Below are 15,512 nucleotides of genomic sequence, written 5' to 3'. Positions count from 1 at the left end.
TGCCTCATCAGTCATTTCATCAGGTTCCATGCACAGATCAAATGAAGGGCCGAGGATTTCATGCGCAAGTTTCGGCAAGTCGCGCTCATCGTCGCAGCAGCCGGCGGACTGACCGCCGTCGGTGCCGGCCCCAGCTCCGCCGCCCCCGTCTCCTACGGGACCGGGCCGACCCCCCTCTCGCAGCCGGACGCCCAGGCCGCCGCGGCCACCTCCGCCCAGGCGACCGCGCAGACGTACGGCACGCCGGCCCCGCAGTCGGCGCCGCAGCGCGGCACCGAGGTCGCCCCGCAGCTCAACCCCCAGCTGAACCCGCAGATCAGCCCCCAGATCTCGCCCCAGGCCCCGCAGCAGGTCGCCCAGGGCGGCCCGGTGACCCAGAGCAACTTGTTCCGTCCGTACCAGGAGTGCAGCCCGCAGTCCCTGCTCGACGCGAACGTCCCGGTCGCCCTGCTCGCGGCCTCCCAGACCCGGGGCGTCGACTGCAACCAGGCCAACAGCCAGTCGAACGCCCTCGCCAGCGCGCAGCGCCAGGGCTGACGGCCCGAACTCGGCGCCGGGCTCGGGCATTTCGAGAGCCGCAGCCGACGGCCCGTGCACGGGTCATTCGACTTTTCGGGTGTTTCTGTCACACGCCGAAGAAAACAGCGCGTCGCTGCCGGATTTGGCGTATTACGTACTAATCTCCCGTAACTGTAAAAAGTCGATCTGGCACAGATCGCACCCCCCACTCCACGGAGATGACATGCGCAAGCTTCGCAACGCCGCCGTCCTGGTCGCCGCCCTCAGCAGCATCGGCCTGGTCAGCGGCACGGCCTACGCCGGCGGCGAGGGCCACGGGCACGGCGACAAGTTCAACATCAACCAGAGCTCGCACTGCAAGTCGCACGACCTGAACCTCGACGTCCTCGGCGAGGTCGGCGTGCTCAACGGCCTGCTGGGCAGCGCCCTGAACGGCGAGGGCAACCCGGGCGCCCAGGCCACCAACCTCGGTTCGACGATGGGCTGCAACAACAGCGCCTTCTGAGGCCTGTGACCACAGCCTTCCGAGGCCTCGTCCGGCGCCACGGCGCCGGACGGCACATGGTCCCGGCGCCGGGCCGAACGCCCCGCGCCGGGACCATTCGTGTGTGTCGGGGGTCGCCAAGGTAGCGAAATACCACCGGTATTCGGCGCGTCGTCCGGATGTACCGGGTATTTCGTATCAGCCTTTATGACACAGATGGCGATTTCCCCCCGGATCGCATCCACCCCATTCCACATCGGAGATGACATGCACAAGCTCCGCACCGCCGCCGTTATCATCACCGCATTCGGGAGCCTCGGGTTCCTGGGCGCCGGCGCTGCCCACGCCGACCAGGGCTGGGGCAAGAAGGGCGGCGACGAGTTCAACATCCAGCAGAGCAGCAACTGCCGGTCGCACGACCTGAACCTGGACATCCTCGGCGAGGTCGGCATCCTCAACGGCCTGGGCGGCAACCTGCTGAACGGCGAGGGCAACTCGGGTGCGCAGCAGTCGTCCCTGGGCTCGTCCATGGGCTGCAGCAACTCGTTCGGTAAGTAACGCTGAACGACAATCCCCGGTTTCCCGGCCGTCGGCCGGGAAACCGGGGATTGTCGTTTCCGGGGGTGCTCAGAACTCGATGTGCGGCCGCTTGAAGCCCTTGGGCAGCTCGGCCTTGTTGGAGCAGTCCACGACCTCTCCGACGGTGGTGGATCCCGCACCCTCCGGCTGGTCCCCCGGGAACATCACCTGCGGACGGTCGGAGGTCGAGCAGTCCTGCGCCTGCTTGAGCACGTGCGTGCCGTTCTTGTCGAGACGGCTCTCGCTCTTGTGGACGCAGACGGTGCCGCCCTGTGCGGTGGTCCTGCAGTCGTCCGGGGATCCGTCCGCGTGGGCCTGCCCGGCGCCGACGCAGAGCGCGGCGAGGCTTCCGACGAGTCCCGAGACGGTGGCCATCCTGCGTGCAGTGAACATGAGATGTCTTTCTCTACGAAGGTGAATGCAACGCAGCCCGGACGCGGACCTCGACGGAGTCGGGGTGCGTCCGGGCTGCCTTCGCCATGGTTGTCACTCAGCGCACCGGAGGGCAGATCAGTGCCGTACCGGTGCGTGCTGCCGAGTTCGCGCGGGGTGCGTCTTTACTCGCCACCCTGGTTCTCGTCGTAACCACCCTGCTCGGGGCCGGGGTTGCCCTGCTCCTGCGGCTGCGCCTGCGGCTCGGCCTGCGGGGTGGTGTAGTAACCGCCACCGACGGCCAGGGCGTTGGCGGTCGAGTTGGCCACGGCGGTGATCTGCGGGGGCGCGTCCTCGCCACCGGCGGCGGAGCTGACCCCGGCACCGAGGAGGGAGAGCCCCGCAACCGTCGCCGCTACGAGTGCGACGCGCTGAAACTTACGCATGATTGACCCTTTCTCGTCCAGGCTGGAAGGCCCGGCTTGACTACTTAATGTGAGCATATACACACCCGCAGTAGTCATCCTGGGATCTGCACCCGGCGTGTGGCGCGTCGGCCCCGTCTGCCGTATAAGCGCTACTGGACGCCGACCGGAAGGATCCGGCTCATGACCCCGAACGGGCCGGTGGCCGGCTCCTCGGCACCCTTCTCCACCGGCGCCACCCCCACGGTCGCGGGGGAACAGGTCACTTCGGGGCCGAGCCGCTCCGTGCCCTGGCCTAGGACGGCGGGCAGCTGCACGGGCTGCACCGGCTTGCAGGTCTCCTGGTGCGGCGGCGTGCTGCCCTCCGGGACCTCACCCCTGATCCGCTGGGTGCAGGTGAGGTTGCCCATGAGGTCGTCGGTGCACGCCCCCGGACCCGCCGCGGCGTACGCCGAGGTGAGGCCGGCACAGGCCACGGCGAGGCCGCCGACGAGCGCCGAGACGGCCGCGATCTTCTTCCCGCTGAACATGTGATGCGCTTTCCTTCGTGAGGGCACCAGCCGAACTCAGCCGGCGAAAGCCTGGTTGTACTGGCCACAGGTGGTGTCGAGGGTGTCGGCGAGGCCGAGCACGGCGATCGGGACGTCGTTCTCGGACACCGTCTGCGGGCTGCACTCCTGGTACGGGCGGTACTGGTTGGACACCGCCGGCCCGCCGTCGTAGGAGTCGGCCACGGCGGGGGTGGCGCCGACGGCGGACAGTCCACCGGCCGCCGCCACTGCTGCGATCACGACCTGCTGAAGCTTGCGCATGGAACCCTCGGTCCTTTGCTCATACAGGGAATTGGTTGCCTAGCGTGACTCGGTGAACACTAGCAGTAGCGGGACAAGGGCTTCCACAACGGACATCCATCCCCAGGGTGACATAGCAGCACATAATCACCTTATGGATATGGTGAGTTGGGTCAGGAGAGCGCCAGCTCCGTGGCCCGCGGACGGTCCGGGGCGGGCACCGAGAGGATCAGGTCCCGCAGCCTCTCGACGTAGCGCCGCACGTTCTTGTAGGCGATGTCGGTGTCCGGGTGACGGCAGGCGAACCAGAGTCCTTCGTGCAGCCGGTTGACCCAGGCGCACACCTGGTCGCCGTACGACACCCGCAGCAGCCCGTACGCCTTCTGCTCGGCCCAGTCCGCCGCACCGGGGATGAGGCGGGCGTCGACGTACGAGATGATCGAGTACATGTCCGGCGAGGTCGGCCTGAAGTCGGCGCCCAGCAGCCGCAGTACGCGGGCCAGCGGGATCCGCGCCAGCGACCGGTTGGCCCGCAGTTCGGCACGGACCGTCTCGAGCGCGCCCTCCAGGTCACGCGCCGCGGGCACCTCGATGGGGGCGCCGCCGACGTACCAGCCCACCGAGTCCGACCACGCGGACTTCAGCCGGGTGTGGAAGGGCACGACGGTGCGGTAGACCGGCTGCCCGCCGAGTTCGTGGACGATCAGACTGGTCGCGGCCAGGATGCCCACCAGACTGCCGCCGTACGGACGGCAGTATGCCTCGAACGCGGCGGCCGCGTCCGCGTCGACGAGCGGCTCGCACACCAGCTTCTGGGTGGGCAGCACGCCGCCGGGCCGCAGACCGAGGTCGACGGGGAACTCCGGGAGCCGGCCGCCGCACCGGGCGATGAACTCCCGCCAGCGCGCGACGATCGCGTGGGTGTCGTCGATGCCGTCCGCGTTGGCCCGCTCCTGCTCGCAGAAGTCGACGTAACTCCCCACCGAGGGACCGGTGACGGGCCTGCCGGTGACGGCCCCCGCGTACAGGCCGCGGATCTCGTCCGGGAGCCGGTGGATGGAGTAGGCGTCGACGTTGGTGTGGTCGAACGCCATGTAGACGCTGGTGGAGTCCTCGCGTACGACCGCCGTGTAGATGAGGTTCGGCCAGCCGAGCGCGTCCGCCGCCGCGTCGAACCGATCCTGCAGGTAACGGGTCAGCGCCCCCGCGTCGGTGAAGTCGCCGACCACCTCGCGGTGCAGCGACACGTCGTCCTCGTCGAGCGTGAACCGGTGCATGTCGTCACCGGCCCACCGGAAACCGCTGCGCAGCGTCTCGTGACGGAGCGTCCAGTCGCACAACGCCCGCTCCAGCGCGTCGAGATCGACCCGGCCGGGCAGGTCGAACGCCGCACCGAGCCAGGTCGGTACGAACAGTCCGTCCTCCCGTACCGACCGGGCCGTCCTGATGTGCGACTCCTGGATGTACGCCGGCGGCCTCGGATCCGGTGGCAGCGCTGCCGCGGCCGCGATGGTCACCGGGCTGAACCTCCACTCGACGAGCCGTCCCGGCCGGATTTCGCAACGCTGGATGTCAGAAATTCGCACGGTGGCGTCTCCTTCGCAGAAGACACCAGCTTCATCAAGGTGACGCCGTACGCGCGCGATGGCCGGTGTGTCGCCGCCGTTTCAGCGGGACGTGTGACATCTCGAACGGACGAGCGCCCCGCCTCACTCGTACCTGTAGATCCCGCTCACGTCCTCCAGTTGGGCCGGTGTGACGTCCCAGGGGGGCATCCGCTCGTACCGGGCGACGACCCGGCCGTGCTGCGGGTCGCCGGTACCGGGCGGCTTGGCGGGCAGGTACCGGTGGCCGGGGTGCCGTCGCTGCCAGCGGGTCCACAGCAGGTCGACGAAGGAGTGGTGCAGCCAGAAGACGGGGTCGTTGACGGAGGCGGCGCTCACCATCACCCCGCCGACCCAGTGGTGGACCCGGTTGTGGTTCAGCCAGGAGACGCTGCCCACGCCCCGCCCCCAGCCCTCCAGCCGGTTGCGGAACCCGCGGCTGACCGCCGAGTTCCAGGGCCAGCTGTCGTAGACCGGGTCGGCCAGCGCGAATTCCAGGTCGCGCTCGGTCGGCAGCTGGATCGGCGCGCGGGCCCGGCCGAGGTCGCGGGTGAGGTAGTGCACGTCGGTCACGTTCTCGGTGATCTTCCAGTGGCCCGCCCGGTAGGCGAACGGACCGGTCATCACCTGCCGGTCCGAGCGCCGTCCGTTGCCGCCGAGCAGATCATCGGTCCACGGCGGGGAGTTCGGGGTCCGGTCCCGGGTCCAGTCCCAGTACGGCACGGTCACCGACGCGTCCACCCTGCGCAGCGCCTGCTCCAGTTCGAGGAGCAGCTTGCGGTGCCAGGGCAGGAAGGTCGGCGCCATGTGGGCGGTGCGCAACCGGTGTTCCCGGTCGGCGGAGTTGTGCGCGATGTGCACCCGCACGAACTCGTCGTACTCGCCGCGGCGTTTGACCTCCAGCAGAGCACCCACGAACCGGCGCCGCTCGGCTCGGGTCAGTCTGTTGACGTTCTTCCGGACGTGGACCACGTGTGCCTCCCTCGGGCATCGGCCGGAGGGGTAACCGCCGGACACACCTTCGGGTCACCGCGCTACGGCCGGACCGGTGACGCGGTGGCCACGCCCGGCGGTCAGGTCAGGACAACCACCGCTTCCACACGCCGGGGTGGGCGTCCACCCACTTCTTCGCGGCCTCCTCGGGGCTCAGCTTCTGCTCGGCGATCATCAGGGAGACCTGGTCCTGGTCCTCCGTCGTCCACCTGAACTTCTTCAGGAAGGCCGCCGCCCTGCCACCGCTCCGCGCGAAGTCCGCGTTGAGGTACTTCTGGAGCGGGGTGTGCGGATAGGCGCAGGCGACCTTGGCCGCGTCGGCGTCACAGCCCTCCTTGTAGGCGGGCAGTCTCACCTCGGTCATCGGCACCTTCTTGAACAGCCACTGCGGCGCGTACCAGTAGGTCAGGAAGGGCTTCTTCTCCTTGGCGAACTGCTTGATCTGGGTGATCTGGGCGGCCTCGGACCCGGCGAAGACGACCTGGTAGTCCAGCTTCAGGTTGCTCACCAGCGCCTTGTCGTTGGTGACGTACGACGGTGAGCCGTCCAGCAACTGCCCCTTGCCGCCGCTCTCCGCGGTGCGGAACAGCGAGGCGTACTTGTTCAGGTTCTTCCAGTCCGTGATGTCGGGATGCTGCTTGACGAGATAGGTCGGCACGAACCAGCCGATGTGCCCGGTGACCCCGAGGCCGCCAGCCCGCGCGATGGTCTTCTTGTCGTCGACGTACCGCTTCTCCTGGTCCGGGTGGCCCCAGTCCTCCAGGATCGCGTCGACGCGGCCCTGGCTGAGCGCGTCCCACGCCGGGACCTCGTCGACCTGCACGGTGTCCACCCGGTAGCCGAGCTCGTGCTCCAGCAGGTACTGGGCGACGGCGACGTTGGACTGCGCGCCGACCCAGGACTGCACGGACAGGGTCAGCGACTTCGCGCCCTGGGCGTTGGCGAACGGCGAGGCCTGTTTAGTCATGTCGGCGGCACCGCAGCCGGTCGTGAGGACCAGCACGCAGGAGGCGGCGATCACAGGGGTACGGCGCATGGTCACGCTCCCTTCCCGGTACGGCGTTCCGTGGGCTGGGTGACCCGGTCGAGCATCAGCCCCAGGCAGACGATGGCGGCGCCGGCCACCAGACCGGTCGCCAGGTCGCCCTGGGCGAGGCCGAAGGCGACGTCGTAACCGAGGGCGCCGCCGCCCACCAGTCCGCCGATGATGACGACGGCGAGGACCAGCACCACGCCCTGGTTCACGGCGAGCAGCAACGCGGGCCGGGCGAGCGGCAGCTGGACCTGCGTCAGCTGCTGGCGGCCGGTCGCGCCCAGCGACCGCGCGGACTCCAGGGCGGCCGGGTCCACCTGGCGCAGCCCCTGCGCGGTGATCCGTACGACGGCCGGCAGCGCGTAGACGACGGCGGCGGCGACGGCCGGGGCGCGGCCGACCCCGAACAGGGCGACCACCGGGATCAGGTACACGAACTGCGGCATCGTCTGGAAGACGTCCAGCACCGGACGCAGGGCGCGTTCCACGCGGTCGCTGCGGGCGGCGGCGACGCCGGTGGCGAAGCCGAGCACGAGGGTGACGGCGACGGCCGCCAGCACCTGCGAGAGGGTGTCGAGCGACGGCTCCCACACTCCCAGCACACCGATCGCGGCCATCGCGAGGACGGCGGTGAGCGCGGTGCGCCAGGTGCCGATCAGCCATGCCAGGGCGCCGACGATCAGCAGCACCGACCACCAGGGCAGCCACTGCAGCCCGTCGCGGAGCGGGTCCAGCACCCAGGTGGTGAAGTGCCCCGCCCAGTCGGCGGTGCCGCCGACGACCGGCACGCCCGAGTACAGATGGGCGGTCATCCAGTCCACGGCCCGGTTGACGGGCTGGGCGAAGTCCAGGGTCCAGGAGGCGGGCCAGTCCAGGCGTCCGAGGAGCCGGGCGGCGAGCGCGACGGCGACGGTCGCGCCGAGGGCGTAGGCCAGACCGGCGGCAGGCTTACGGCTGTCTCCGCGCTCTCCCGCCGCGGCGGTGATGCGGTCCAGTACGACCGCCAGCAGGACGATCGGGATGCCGGCCGCGAGCGCCGCGCCCACGTCGACCGAGGCGAGCGCCTGGTAGACCCGGTCACCGAGGCCGCCGGCGCCGATGACGGAGGCGATGACCGCCATCGACAGCGCCATCATGATCGTCTGGTTGAGGCCGAGCAGGAGTTCCTTGCGGGCCAGCGGGATCCGGGCGGTCAGCAGCCGCTGGCGGGGGGTGGCGCCCAGCGACTCCACGGCCTCCAGGACCTCGGGGTCGGCGCCGCGCAGGCCGAGGGCGGTGAGGCGGGCCATCGGCGGGGCGGCGTAGACGACGGTGGCGAGGACGGCCGCCGGGACGCCGATGCCGAAGACCAGGACGACGGGAAGGAGGTACGCGAAGGCCGGCAGCACCTGCATGGTGTCAAGGACGGGGCGCAGGGCGCGGTGCAGCCGGTCGGAGAGGCCGGCGCCGAGGCCGAGGACGAGGCCCACGGCGACGGACGCCAGCACGGCCACGACCATCAGCGCGAGGGTCTGCATCGTCGGCACCCACATGCCGAGGGCACCGCAGGCCAGGAACGCGACGGCCGTGCCGGCGGCGAGCCTGGCACCGGCGACGCGGTGCGCGACCGCGGCGGCGAGCACGGTGACGCCGGGCCAGCCGGCGGCGAGGAGGGTGAGGTAGACGGCGCGGACGGTGAGGACGACGGCGTTGCTGATGTAGCCGAAGAAGTAGAGGAAGAGGGGGTGGGTGTCACGGTTGTCGATGACCCAGTCGCTGGCGGAGGCCAGCGGCTTGGTGAGATCGACGGTGAGGCCGTGCGGCCAGGCGGCGGACGTCCAGCGGGCGGTGGCGAACGGCACGAGGACGGCGGCGACCACGGCCAGCACGAGCAGCTTGCGGACGGCCTGGCTGGCGGGCAGGGCCGGCCGCCGGAGGGCAGGGACACTGACCGTAGCCATCAGACACCCTCCGGACTGGTGCGAGGAGCAGGGGGTTGCACCTGCCCGCGCTCACGTGCCGCCGCCGCGCCCACCCGCGCCGCCCCACCGGCACGACTACCCGCAACTGAACCGCCATCGCCGGAGGCCGGGGCGGAGGCCGGGTGAGCGTCCGCGGAGGCGGAGGCCGGGCGGGCATCCGCCGGGGCGGGAGCCGGACGGTCATCCGCCGGGGCGGGAGCCGGGCGGGCATCCGCCGGGGCGGGAGCCGGACGGTCATCCGCGGAGGCGGGAGCCGGGCGGACATCCGCCGGGGCGGGAGCCGGACGGGCATCCGCGGAGGCGGGAGCCGGGCGGACATCCGCCGGGGCGGGAGCCGGGTGGGCATCCGCGGGGGCGGAGGCTGGGGTGGTGTCCGTCGGAGCGGGGGTTGGGGTGGCTGGGGGTGGGGGGCTTGTCGGTGGGCGGTGCGGGTTCTCGCTCAGGGGCGCGGGGAACTGCGCGACCGGCCCCCGCTCGGCCGCGGCCGAAGCACTGCCCGCATCGTTCTTCGCCACGACCCCGAGCAACGCGTCGGCGTCCACGATCCCGACGCACCGTTCGCCTTCCACGACCCGCGCCGCGGTCCCCGCCCCCGCGACCACGTCGATGGCCTCGGCGACCGTCGCGCCGGGGCTGACCACCGGCCCCTCCTCGGTCTCCCCCGCCCCCGCGGCCCGCATCGCACGCCGCACCGTCATCACCTGCTCGCGCGGCACGTCCCGGACGAACTCGCGGACGTAGTCGTCGGCCGGGGAGCCGACGATCTCCTCCGGAGTGCCCAGCTGGACCACCCGCCCGTCGCGCATCAGGGCGATGCGGTCACCGAGCTTCAGCGCCTCCGACAGGTCATGGGTGATGAAGACCATCGTGCGGCCCTCCTCACGGTGCAGGCGCACGACCTCCTCCTGCATGTCCCGCCGGATCAACGGGTCCAGCGCGCTGAACGGCTCGTCGAAGAGGAGGACCTCCGGGTCGACGGCCAACGCCCGCGCCAGACCGACACGTTGGCGCTGCCCGCCGGACAGCTGACCGGGCCGGCGCTGCTCCATGCCCTCCAGGCCGACCTTGGCGACGACCTCCGCGGCCCGTTCCCGCCGCTCGGCCCTGCCGACGCCCTGGATCTCCAGGCCGTACGCCACGTTGTCGAGGACGGACCGGTGCGGAAGGAGCCCGAAGTGCTGGAAGACCATCGCGGCCCGGTGCCTGCGCAGCTCACGCAGCCGGCCCCGGTCCATCGCCCGGACGTCCTCGCCGTCGATGGCGATCGTGCCGGCGGTCGGCTCGATGAGCCGGGTCAGGCAGCGCACCAGGGTCGACTTGCCCGAGCCCGACAGACCCATCACCACGAAGACCTCGCCCTTGCGCACGTCGAAGGAGACGTCGCGGACGGCGGCCGTACAGCCGGTGCGGGAGCGGAGCTCGGCGGGCGGCAGCCCGGTCAGTTCAGGGTCCCCGGGCACGCGCTCGGCCTTGGGGCCGAACACCTTCCACAGTCCGTCGACGGAGAAGACGGGGTTCGGAGACGGGGTCTGGCTGTTGGTCTGGGGCTGGGTTGGGGTCTGGGTCTGGGTCTGGGTCGTACTGTTGGTCGTCCCGTTGGTCGTGCTGTTCATCACGCACCGCCCTTCAGCAGGTCCACGGCCCGCTCACCGACCATCAGCACTCCGATCATCGGGTTCACGGCCGGCATGGTCGGGAAGACGGAGGCGTCGGCGATCCGGAGGCCGTCCAGTCCGCGGACGCGCAACTCAGGGTCGACGACGGCCAGTTCGTCGTCGGTCGCGCCCATCCGGCAGGTGCCCGCCGGGTGGTACACGGTGTGCGCGACCTTGCGGGCGTACTCGCTCAGTTCGGCGTCGCCGACGATCCCGGGCCCGGGGCAGACCTCGCGCTTGAGCCAGCCGGCCAGCGGTTCGGTCCGCGCGATCTCGCGGGCGATCCGGATGCCGTCGACGAGGGTGCGGCCGTCGTAGTCGTCCTCGTCGGTGAAGTAGCGGAAGTCCAGCGCGGGCTTCACGGACGGGTCGGCGCTGGTCAGGTAGAGCCGGCCGCGGCTGCGCGGCTTGGGGATGTTCGGGGTCATCGAGACGCCGTGCGCGGGGCGTTCGTAGCCCAGCCGTTCCGGGTTGTCCGTGAACGGGACCTGGTAGAAGTGGAACATCAGGTCGGGGCCCGGGTGTTCGGGGTCCCGGCGCACGAACAGGCCCGCGTCGGAGTCCATCGCGGAGTTCTCCGGGATCGGTCCTTCGGTCTCCCAGACGATCACCGACTCGGGGTGGTCGAGCAGGTTCTCGCCGACGCCCGGAAGGTCCAGCGCGACCGGGATGCCGAGCGCCTCCAGGTCCGCCCGGCGGCCGATGCCCGAGTGCAGGAGCAGACGCGGGGAGTCGACGGCGCCGGCGCACAGGACGACCTCCTCGCGGGCTCGTATCAGCAGTTCCTCGCCGTCCTTGGTGCGCACGTGGACGCCGTCGGCGCGGGTGCCGTCCAGTTCCAGCCGGTGGGCCCAGGTCTCCAGGAAGAGATGGAGGTTGGGACGCTCGTCCATGACCGGGTGCAGGTAGGCGACCGAGGCGCTGGACCGCTTGTTGTCCTCGGGGTGGTAGGCGAGGTCGAAGAAGCCGACGCCCTCGGTGAACGGCTTGCGGTTGAAGCCCTCGACGCGCGGGACGCCCAGCGCGGTCTGCGCGGCGTCGACGAAGTCGCGGGCGATGGCGTTCCGGTCCTTCTCGTCGACCGGGACGATGTTGTTGAGGAGGCGGGCGTAGTAGGCCTCCATCGGGACCGCGCCCCAGCCCTTGGCCCCGGCCGCCTCCCACTCGTCCCAGTCGGAGGGCAGCGGCTTGAAGGCGATCAGCGTGTTGTGCGAGGAACAGCCGCCGAGGACGCGGGCGCGGCTGTGCCGGATGTGGGAGTTGCCCCGCGGCTGCTCGGTGGTCGGGTAGTCGTAGTCCAGTTCGCCGCCGAGCAGGCCCATCCAGCGGCGCAGGGTGAGGACGTCGTCGCGGCCGACATCACTGGGGCCGCCCTCGATCACGGCGACGGTGACGTCCGGGTTCTCGGTGAGGCGGGAGGCGATGACGGAACCAGCGGTTCCGCCGCCTATCAAGACGTAGTCGAATTCCTGGGTGTGATCGGCCATGGGGTGGTTACTCCTGGGGGGTGGGAGAACGGGTCGCAGGGGGTTCGCCGGCTGGGCGTTGTGGGAGTTCAGCCGGCGAACCAGCGCACTGGCCGCGGCGCGAGGTTCTGGTAGACGTGCTTGGTCTCGCGGTACTCGGCGAGACCGGCGGGGCCCAGCTCGCGGCCGGTGCCGCTCTTTCCGAAGCCGCCCCACTCCGCCTGCGGGAGGTAGGGGTGGAAGTCGTTGATCCAGACGGTGCCGTGGCGCAGCCGGCCCGCGACCCGGCGGGCCTTTCCGGCGTCCGTGCTCCAGACGGCGCCCGCGAGGCCGTACTCGGTGTCGTTGGCGAGGGCGACCGCCTCGTCCTCGGTGCGGAAGGTCTCGACGGTGAGGACCGGTCCGAAGACCTCCTCACGCACCACCTTCATCTCGCGATGGCACTGGTCGAGGACGGTCGGCTCGTAGAAGTAGCCGGTGGCGGGCCGGTCGGGGGACGGCTCGGGCCGCTTGCCGCCGGAGCGCAGCACCGCGCCCTCCGCGAGCGCGGACGCCACGTACGCCTCGACCTTGGCGCGCTGCTGCTCGGAGACGAGCGGGCCGCACTCGACGCCGTCCACGGTGCCCCGGCCGAGGCGGATCTTCGCCGCCCGCCGGGCGAGTTCGGCGACGAAACGTTCCCGCAGAGGTTCCTCGACGATCAGGCGGGCGCCGGCCGAGCAGACCTGGCCGCTGTGGATGAACGCGGCGTTCAGGGCCTGGTCGACGGCGGTGTCGAAGCCCTCGTCCGTGGCACAGGCGTCGGCGAAGACGACGTTGGGGTTCTTGCCGCCGAGTTCGAGCGCGACCTTCTTGACGGTGGGTGCCGCGGCCTGGGCGACCTTGACCCCGCTGACCAGGCCGCCGGTGAAGGAGACCAGGTCGACGTCGGGGTGCTCGGCGAGGCGGGCGCCCACGCTGTGCCCGGGGCCCGTGACGAGGTTCGCGACGCCGGCCGGCAGTCCGGCCTCGGCCAGCAGGCCGATCAGGGCGACGGTGGTCAGCGGGGTGATCTCGCTCGGCTTGACCACGAACGTGTTGCCGGCCGCGAGCGCCGGGGCGATCTTCCAGCTGGCCTGGAGCAGCGGGTAGTTCCAGGGGGTGATCAGGGCGCAGACGCCGACCGGCTCGTGCACGACGACGCTGTGGACGTCGGGCGAGCCGGCGTCCACCACGCGGCCCGCGCCCTCCGCCGCCACCAGGTCGGCGAAGTAACGGAAGGCGTCGGCGACGCAGTCGATGTCGACGCGGCCCTCCTCGACGGTCTTGCCGGCGTCCCGGCTCTCCAGCAGGCCGAGTTCCTCGCGGTCGCGGACGAGCAGGCCGGCCACCCGGCGGAGCAGGTCGGCGCGCTCGGCGACGGGGGTGCGGGGCCAGTCGCCGGTGTCGAAGGCACGGCGGGCGGCGGCCACCGCCGACTCCGCGTCCTTCTCGTCGCCCTCGGCGACCACGGCGAAGGGCAGGCCGTCCGCAGGGTCGATGATCTCGCGTGTCGCGCCGGAGGCGGCTTCCAGCCACTCGCCTCCGACCTGGATGGTCGCTCGTGCGGTTCGGTCCGCCATGATCGGTATTGCCTTCCGTTCCTGGTCAGTACCCCTGTGTGACCCTGAGGTCACACTCGGGGACCGTCACCGCCTGCCCAAGGACTCGGATTGCATGCGCAATCGGTGGCCGAAAGTGCGCCGCATCACTGAACAAACGGACAAAGCGGGTCGAAACGGGTTCAGGATGGCGCCGGAACGGCGTCGGAACGGCGTCGTTCGGCCCCTGAGTCAGGCCTTTGCGCCGGACGGTTCGCCGTGGGAGGCGTGCCGGGGGCGGGTCTTGGTCGAGATCTGACCGACGAGCTCCCAGAAGCACACCAGTGCGGTGACGGGCGGGATCCCGAAGATCACTAACGACAACAGCGCGTGCGACGAGTGGCTGACACACAGCGCCACCGCCATGAGGGAGGCCGCCAGCACCACGCACCAGGACCGGCGCGCGCTGCGCCGCTGAGCGGTGGCCCGCAGCACGGAGAGCGCGGCCACGAACCACGGTCCGTACACCGTCAGCGGCCAGTAGAGCGCGAGTCGCACGGGCAGCACGGACGAGGCGATGCCGCGCAGCTGCCCGTAGGAGTAGCAGACCGACCACGCCAGCATGCAGACCGCGCACACCGACACGGCGACGATCAGCAGGGTGATGTGGGTGACGCGGCGGCCGCCGTCCAGCAGGTGGGAGTCCTGCCGGACCCGGCGGCGGCTGGACCTGCGCGGGGCCGGCACGTCCAGCAGGGTGGTGGCCGCACTCACCCCGGCCGGTGCGGACAGCATCTGGGCCAGCTCCTCGACCGGATCCCAGTCGTTCGGGGCGACGTCGGGTTCCGGCGCGCCCCAGGAATGGTCGTAGAGACCGGCGTGCTCATAGAGACCGCTGTGGTCGTACAGGCCTGGGTGGTCGTAGAGACCCGTGTTGTCATAGAGGCCGGTGTCATGCTGAATCCCGTCCATCGGATAAACCTCCACACGCTGCTTCAGGCCGCCCCGTACAGATCCGCCAACGTCCGTCGATATTCAGTTTCCATAGCATTGATTCTCTTCAGGAAATCATCGAGCAGGTCCGAGCATGAGGTGATATCCATACTTCCGGGCCAGCGGAGTACGGTCGTCGGGTGATCTTCGGCGATGCGCCAGTCCAATCGCGTCACGGTCACCTAACGACCGGCGCGCGGAACGGGATTTGGGGCGTTCGGGGGAATTCGCGTCACCCGGAAGAGAACCTATTGAATACCTGCGGCCGCCCGGCATGAGAAATTGTGAATATGCGGGCGGTTACATTCCGTGAATACGCAGAATGAAATGAAGGACGATGTGACCGGGTCAGTCCGTGTCGAAGGGGTGGGCGTCACAGACCGTGTCCGGCGGGCAGAACCAGTCGACCGCGGTCGTCAGGTAGGTCAGTTCGTCGTCACGGCCGTCGGAGTCCGGGCCGTACGAGGCGACGGCGTAGACCCTGCCGTCCTGGCCGAAGAACCGCTCGTCGACGACGTGCCAGGTGCCGACGTCCGGCTCCCCCTTGATGGTGCCGGCCAGGTACTCCATGCGGGAGCCGGTGAACTCCCCGTCGTCGAGGGTGGTCAGGCCGAGTTCCTGGAAACCGGCCGGCTTGGGGGTCTGGTCGGAGAGGTAGAGCTCGAAGGAGGCGGCCGGGGTGCTCTCGGCGACCTGGTAGACCTGCAGCCGGTGCTCGCGGTCGGGGCTGCGGTAGCTGACCACGGCGAAGCCGTACGAGGAGGCGACGCTGGAGCGCGTCCAGCCTTCGGGGACGGCGATCCGGAAGCCCTCGGTGTCCTGCCGCAGCCGGTACCCCGCCGGGGGCGCGGAGGCGGACTCCGTGGGGGACGCGGAGGTCGGCGACGGCGACGGCGTCGGAGGGGCGGAACGTTTCGGGCTGACGGAGGCGGCGGCCGCGGCGGGCTTGTCACCGTCGCCCTTGCCGACCACCAGGGTCGCCACCAGGCTCACGGCCACGCCCACGGCGGCGGCCCCGACGACCACGGACCACACCACCCGCCGACTGGGCCCCCGCCCACCCGCACCCACGGCAGGC

Annotated in this window: 15 protein-coding genes and 1 pseudogene; 3 read left to right on the top strand and 13 right to left on the bottom strand. The window is 70.7% G+C overall.

What is annotated here, in order from left to right:
- The first annotated feature begins 60 nt into the window (after window positions 1–60).
- The 3 genes from MB828_RS33135 (at window position 61) to MB828_RS33125 (ending at window position 1,561) form a co-directional block, all read left to right on the top strand.
- Window positions 61–537, top strand: coding sequence for a hypothetical protein (locus MB828_RS33135; RefSeq protein ID WP_301651418.1), 477 nt, complete (start codon window positions 61–63; stop codon window positions 535–537).
- 205 nt (window positions 538–742) lie between these two features.
- Window positions 743–1,024, top strand: coding sequence for a hypothetical protein (locus tag MB828_RS33130; protein WP_301651417.1), 282 nt, complete (start codon window positions 743–745; stop codon window positions 1,022–1,024).
- 246 nt (window positions 1,025–1,270) lie between these two features.
- Window positions 1,271–1,561 (top strand): hypothetical protein, encoded by a 291-nt coding sequence (locus tag MB828_RS33125; protein ID WP_301651416.1) that lies wholly within the window; start codon window positions 1,271–1,273, stop codon window positions 1,559–1,561.
- Window positions 1,562–1,630: 69 nt separating this feature from the next.
- Here the strand turns inward: MB828_RS33125 and MB828_RS33120 are convergent, their stop codons facing one another.
- The 13 genes and pseudogenes from MB828_RS33120 to MB828_RS33060 all read right to left on the bottom strand — a co-directional run bounded on the left by MB828_RS33120 (window position 1,631) and on the right by MB828_RS33060 (window position 15,460).
- Window positions 1,631–1,975, bottom strand: a complete 345-nt coding sequence (locus MB828_RS33120; protein WP_301651415.1) for a hypothetical protein — start codon at window positions 1,973–1,975, stop codon at window positions 1,631–1,633.
- Between the two features lie 164 nt (window positions 1,976–2,139).
- Complete coding sequence (locus tag MB828_RS33115; RefSeq protein ID WP_301651414.1) at window positions 2,140–2,400, bottom strand: hypothetical protein; 261 nt, start codon at window positions 2,398–2,400, stop codon at window positions 2,140–2,142.
- Window positions 2,401–2,531: 131 nt separating this feature from the next.
- On the bottom strand, window positions 2,532–2,909 hold the full coding sequence (locus MB828_RS33110) for a hypothetical protein (protein WP_301651413.1): 378 nt from the start codon (window positions 2,907–2,909) through the stop codon (window positions 2,532–2,534).
- Window positions 2,910–2,945: 36 nt separating this feature from the next.
- On the bottom strand, window positions 2,946–3,191 hold the full coding sequence (locus tag MB828_RS33105; protein WP_301651412.1) for a hypothetical protein: 246 nt from the start codon (window positions 3,189–3,191) through the stop codon (window positions 2,946–2,948).
- Window positions 3,192–3,343: 152 nt separating this feature from the next.
- Window positions 3,344–4,756, bottom strand: a complete 1,413-nt coding sequence (locus tag MB828_RS33100; RefSeq protein ID WP_301651411.1) for a condensation domain-containing protein — start codon at window positions 4,754–4,756, stop codon at window positions 3,344–3,346.
- A gap of 123 nt (window positions 4,757–4,879) precedes the next feature.
- Window positions 4,880–5,746 (bottom strand): tyrosinase family protein, encoded by an 867-nt coding sequence (locus MB828_RS33095; protein WP_301651410.1) that lies wholly within the window; start codon window positions 5,744–5,746, stop codon window positions 4,880–4,882.
- 106 nt (window positions 5,747–5,852) lie between these two features.
- The gene (locus MB828_RS33090) at window positions 5,853–6,803 is read right to left on the bottom strand and encodes an ABC transporter substrate-binding protein (RefSeq protein ID WP_133028882.1); all 951 of its coding nucleotides are present in this window, start codon (window positions 6,801–6,803) and stop codon (window positions 5,853–5,855) included.
- A 2-nt stretch (window positions 6,804–6,805) separates the two neighbouring features.
- On the bottom strand, window positions 6,806–8,740 hold the full coding sequence (locus tag MB828_RS33085; protein ID WP_301651409.1) for an ABC transporter permease: 1,935 nt from the start codon (window positions 8,738–8,740) through the stop codon (window positions 6,806–6,808).
- 508 nt (window positions 8,741–9,248) lie between these two features.
- Window positions 9,249–10,374 (bottom strand): annotated as a pseudogene (locus MB828_RS33080) (quaternary amine ABC transporter ATP-binding protein); the annotation flags it as partial.
- On the bottom strand, window positions 10,374–11,903 hold the full coding sequence (locus MB828_RS33075) for a GMC family oxidoreductase (protein ID WP_301651408.1): 1,530 nt from the start codon (window positions 11,901–11,903) through the stop codon (window positions 10,374–10,376). The gene MB828_RS33075 and the pseudogene MB828_RS33080, both read right to left, overlap by 1 nt.
- A 68-nt stretch (window positions 11,904–11,971) precedes the next feature.
- Window positions 11,972–13,483, bottom strand: a complete 1,512-nt coding sequence (locus tag MB828_RS33070) for an aldehyde dehydrogenase family protein (RefSeq protein ID WP_301651407.1) — start codon at window positions 13,481–13,483, stop codon at window positions 11,972–11,974.
- Window positions 13,484–13,693: 210 nt separating this feature from the next.
- Window positions 13,694–14,413, bottom strand: coding sequence for a DUF2637 domain-containing protein (locus MB828_RS33065; protein WP_301651406.1), 720 nt, complete (start codon window positions 14,411–14,413; stop codon window positions 13,694–13,696).
- 369 nt (window positions 14,414–14,782) lie between these two features.
- Window positions 14,783–15,460 (bottom strand): hypothetical protein, encoded by a 678-nt coding sequence (locus MB828_RS33060; protein WP_301651405.1) that lies wholly within the window; start codon window positions 15,458–15,460, stop codon window positions 14,783–14,785.
- Window positions 15,461–15,512: the final 52 nt, after the last annotated feature.

This window comes from Streptomyces arenae, from assembly GCF_022343545.1.
GTDB lineage: Bacteria > Actinomycetota > Actinomycetes > Streptomycetales > Streptomycetaceae > Streptomyces > Streptomyces humi.
Note: the sequence above shows the minus strand (reverse complement) of the source record. Positions and strands in the feature narration are given on the sequence as shown.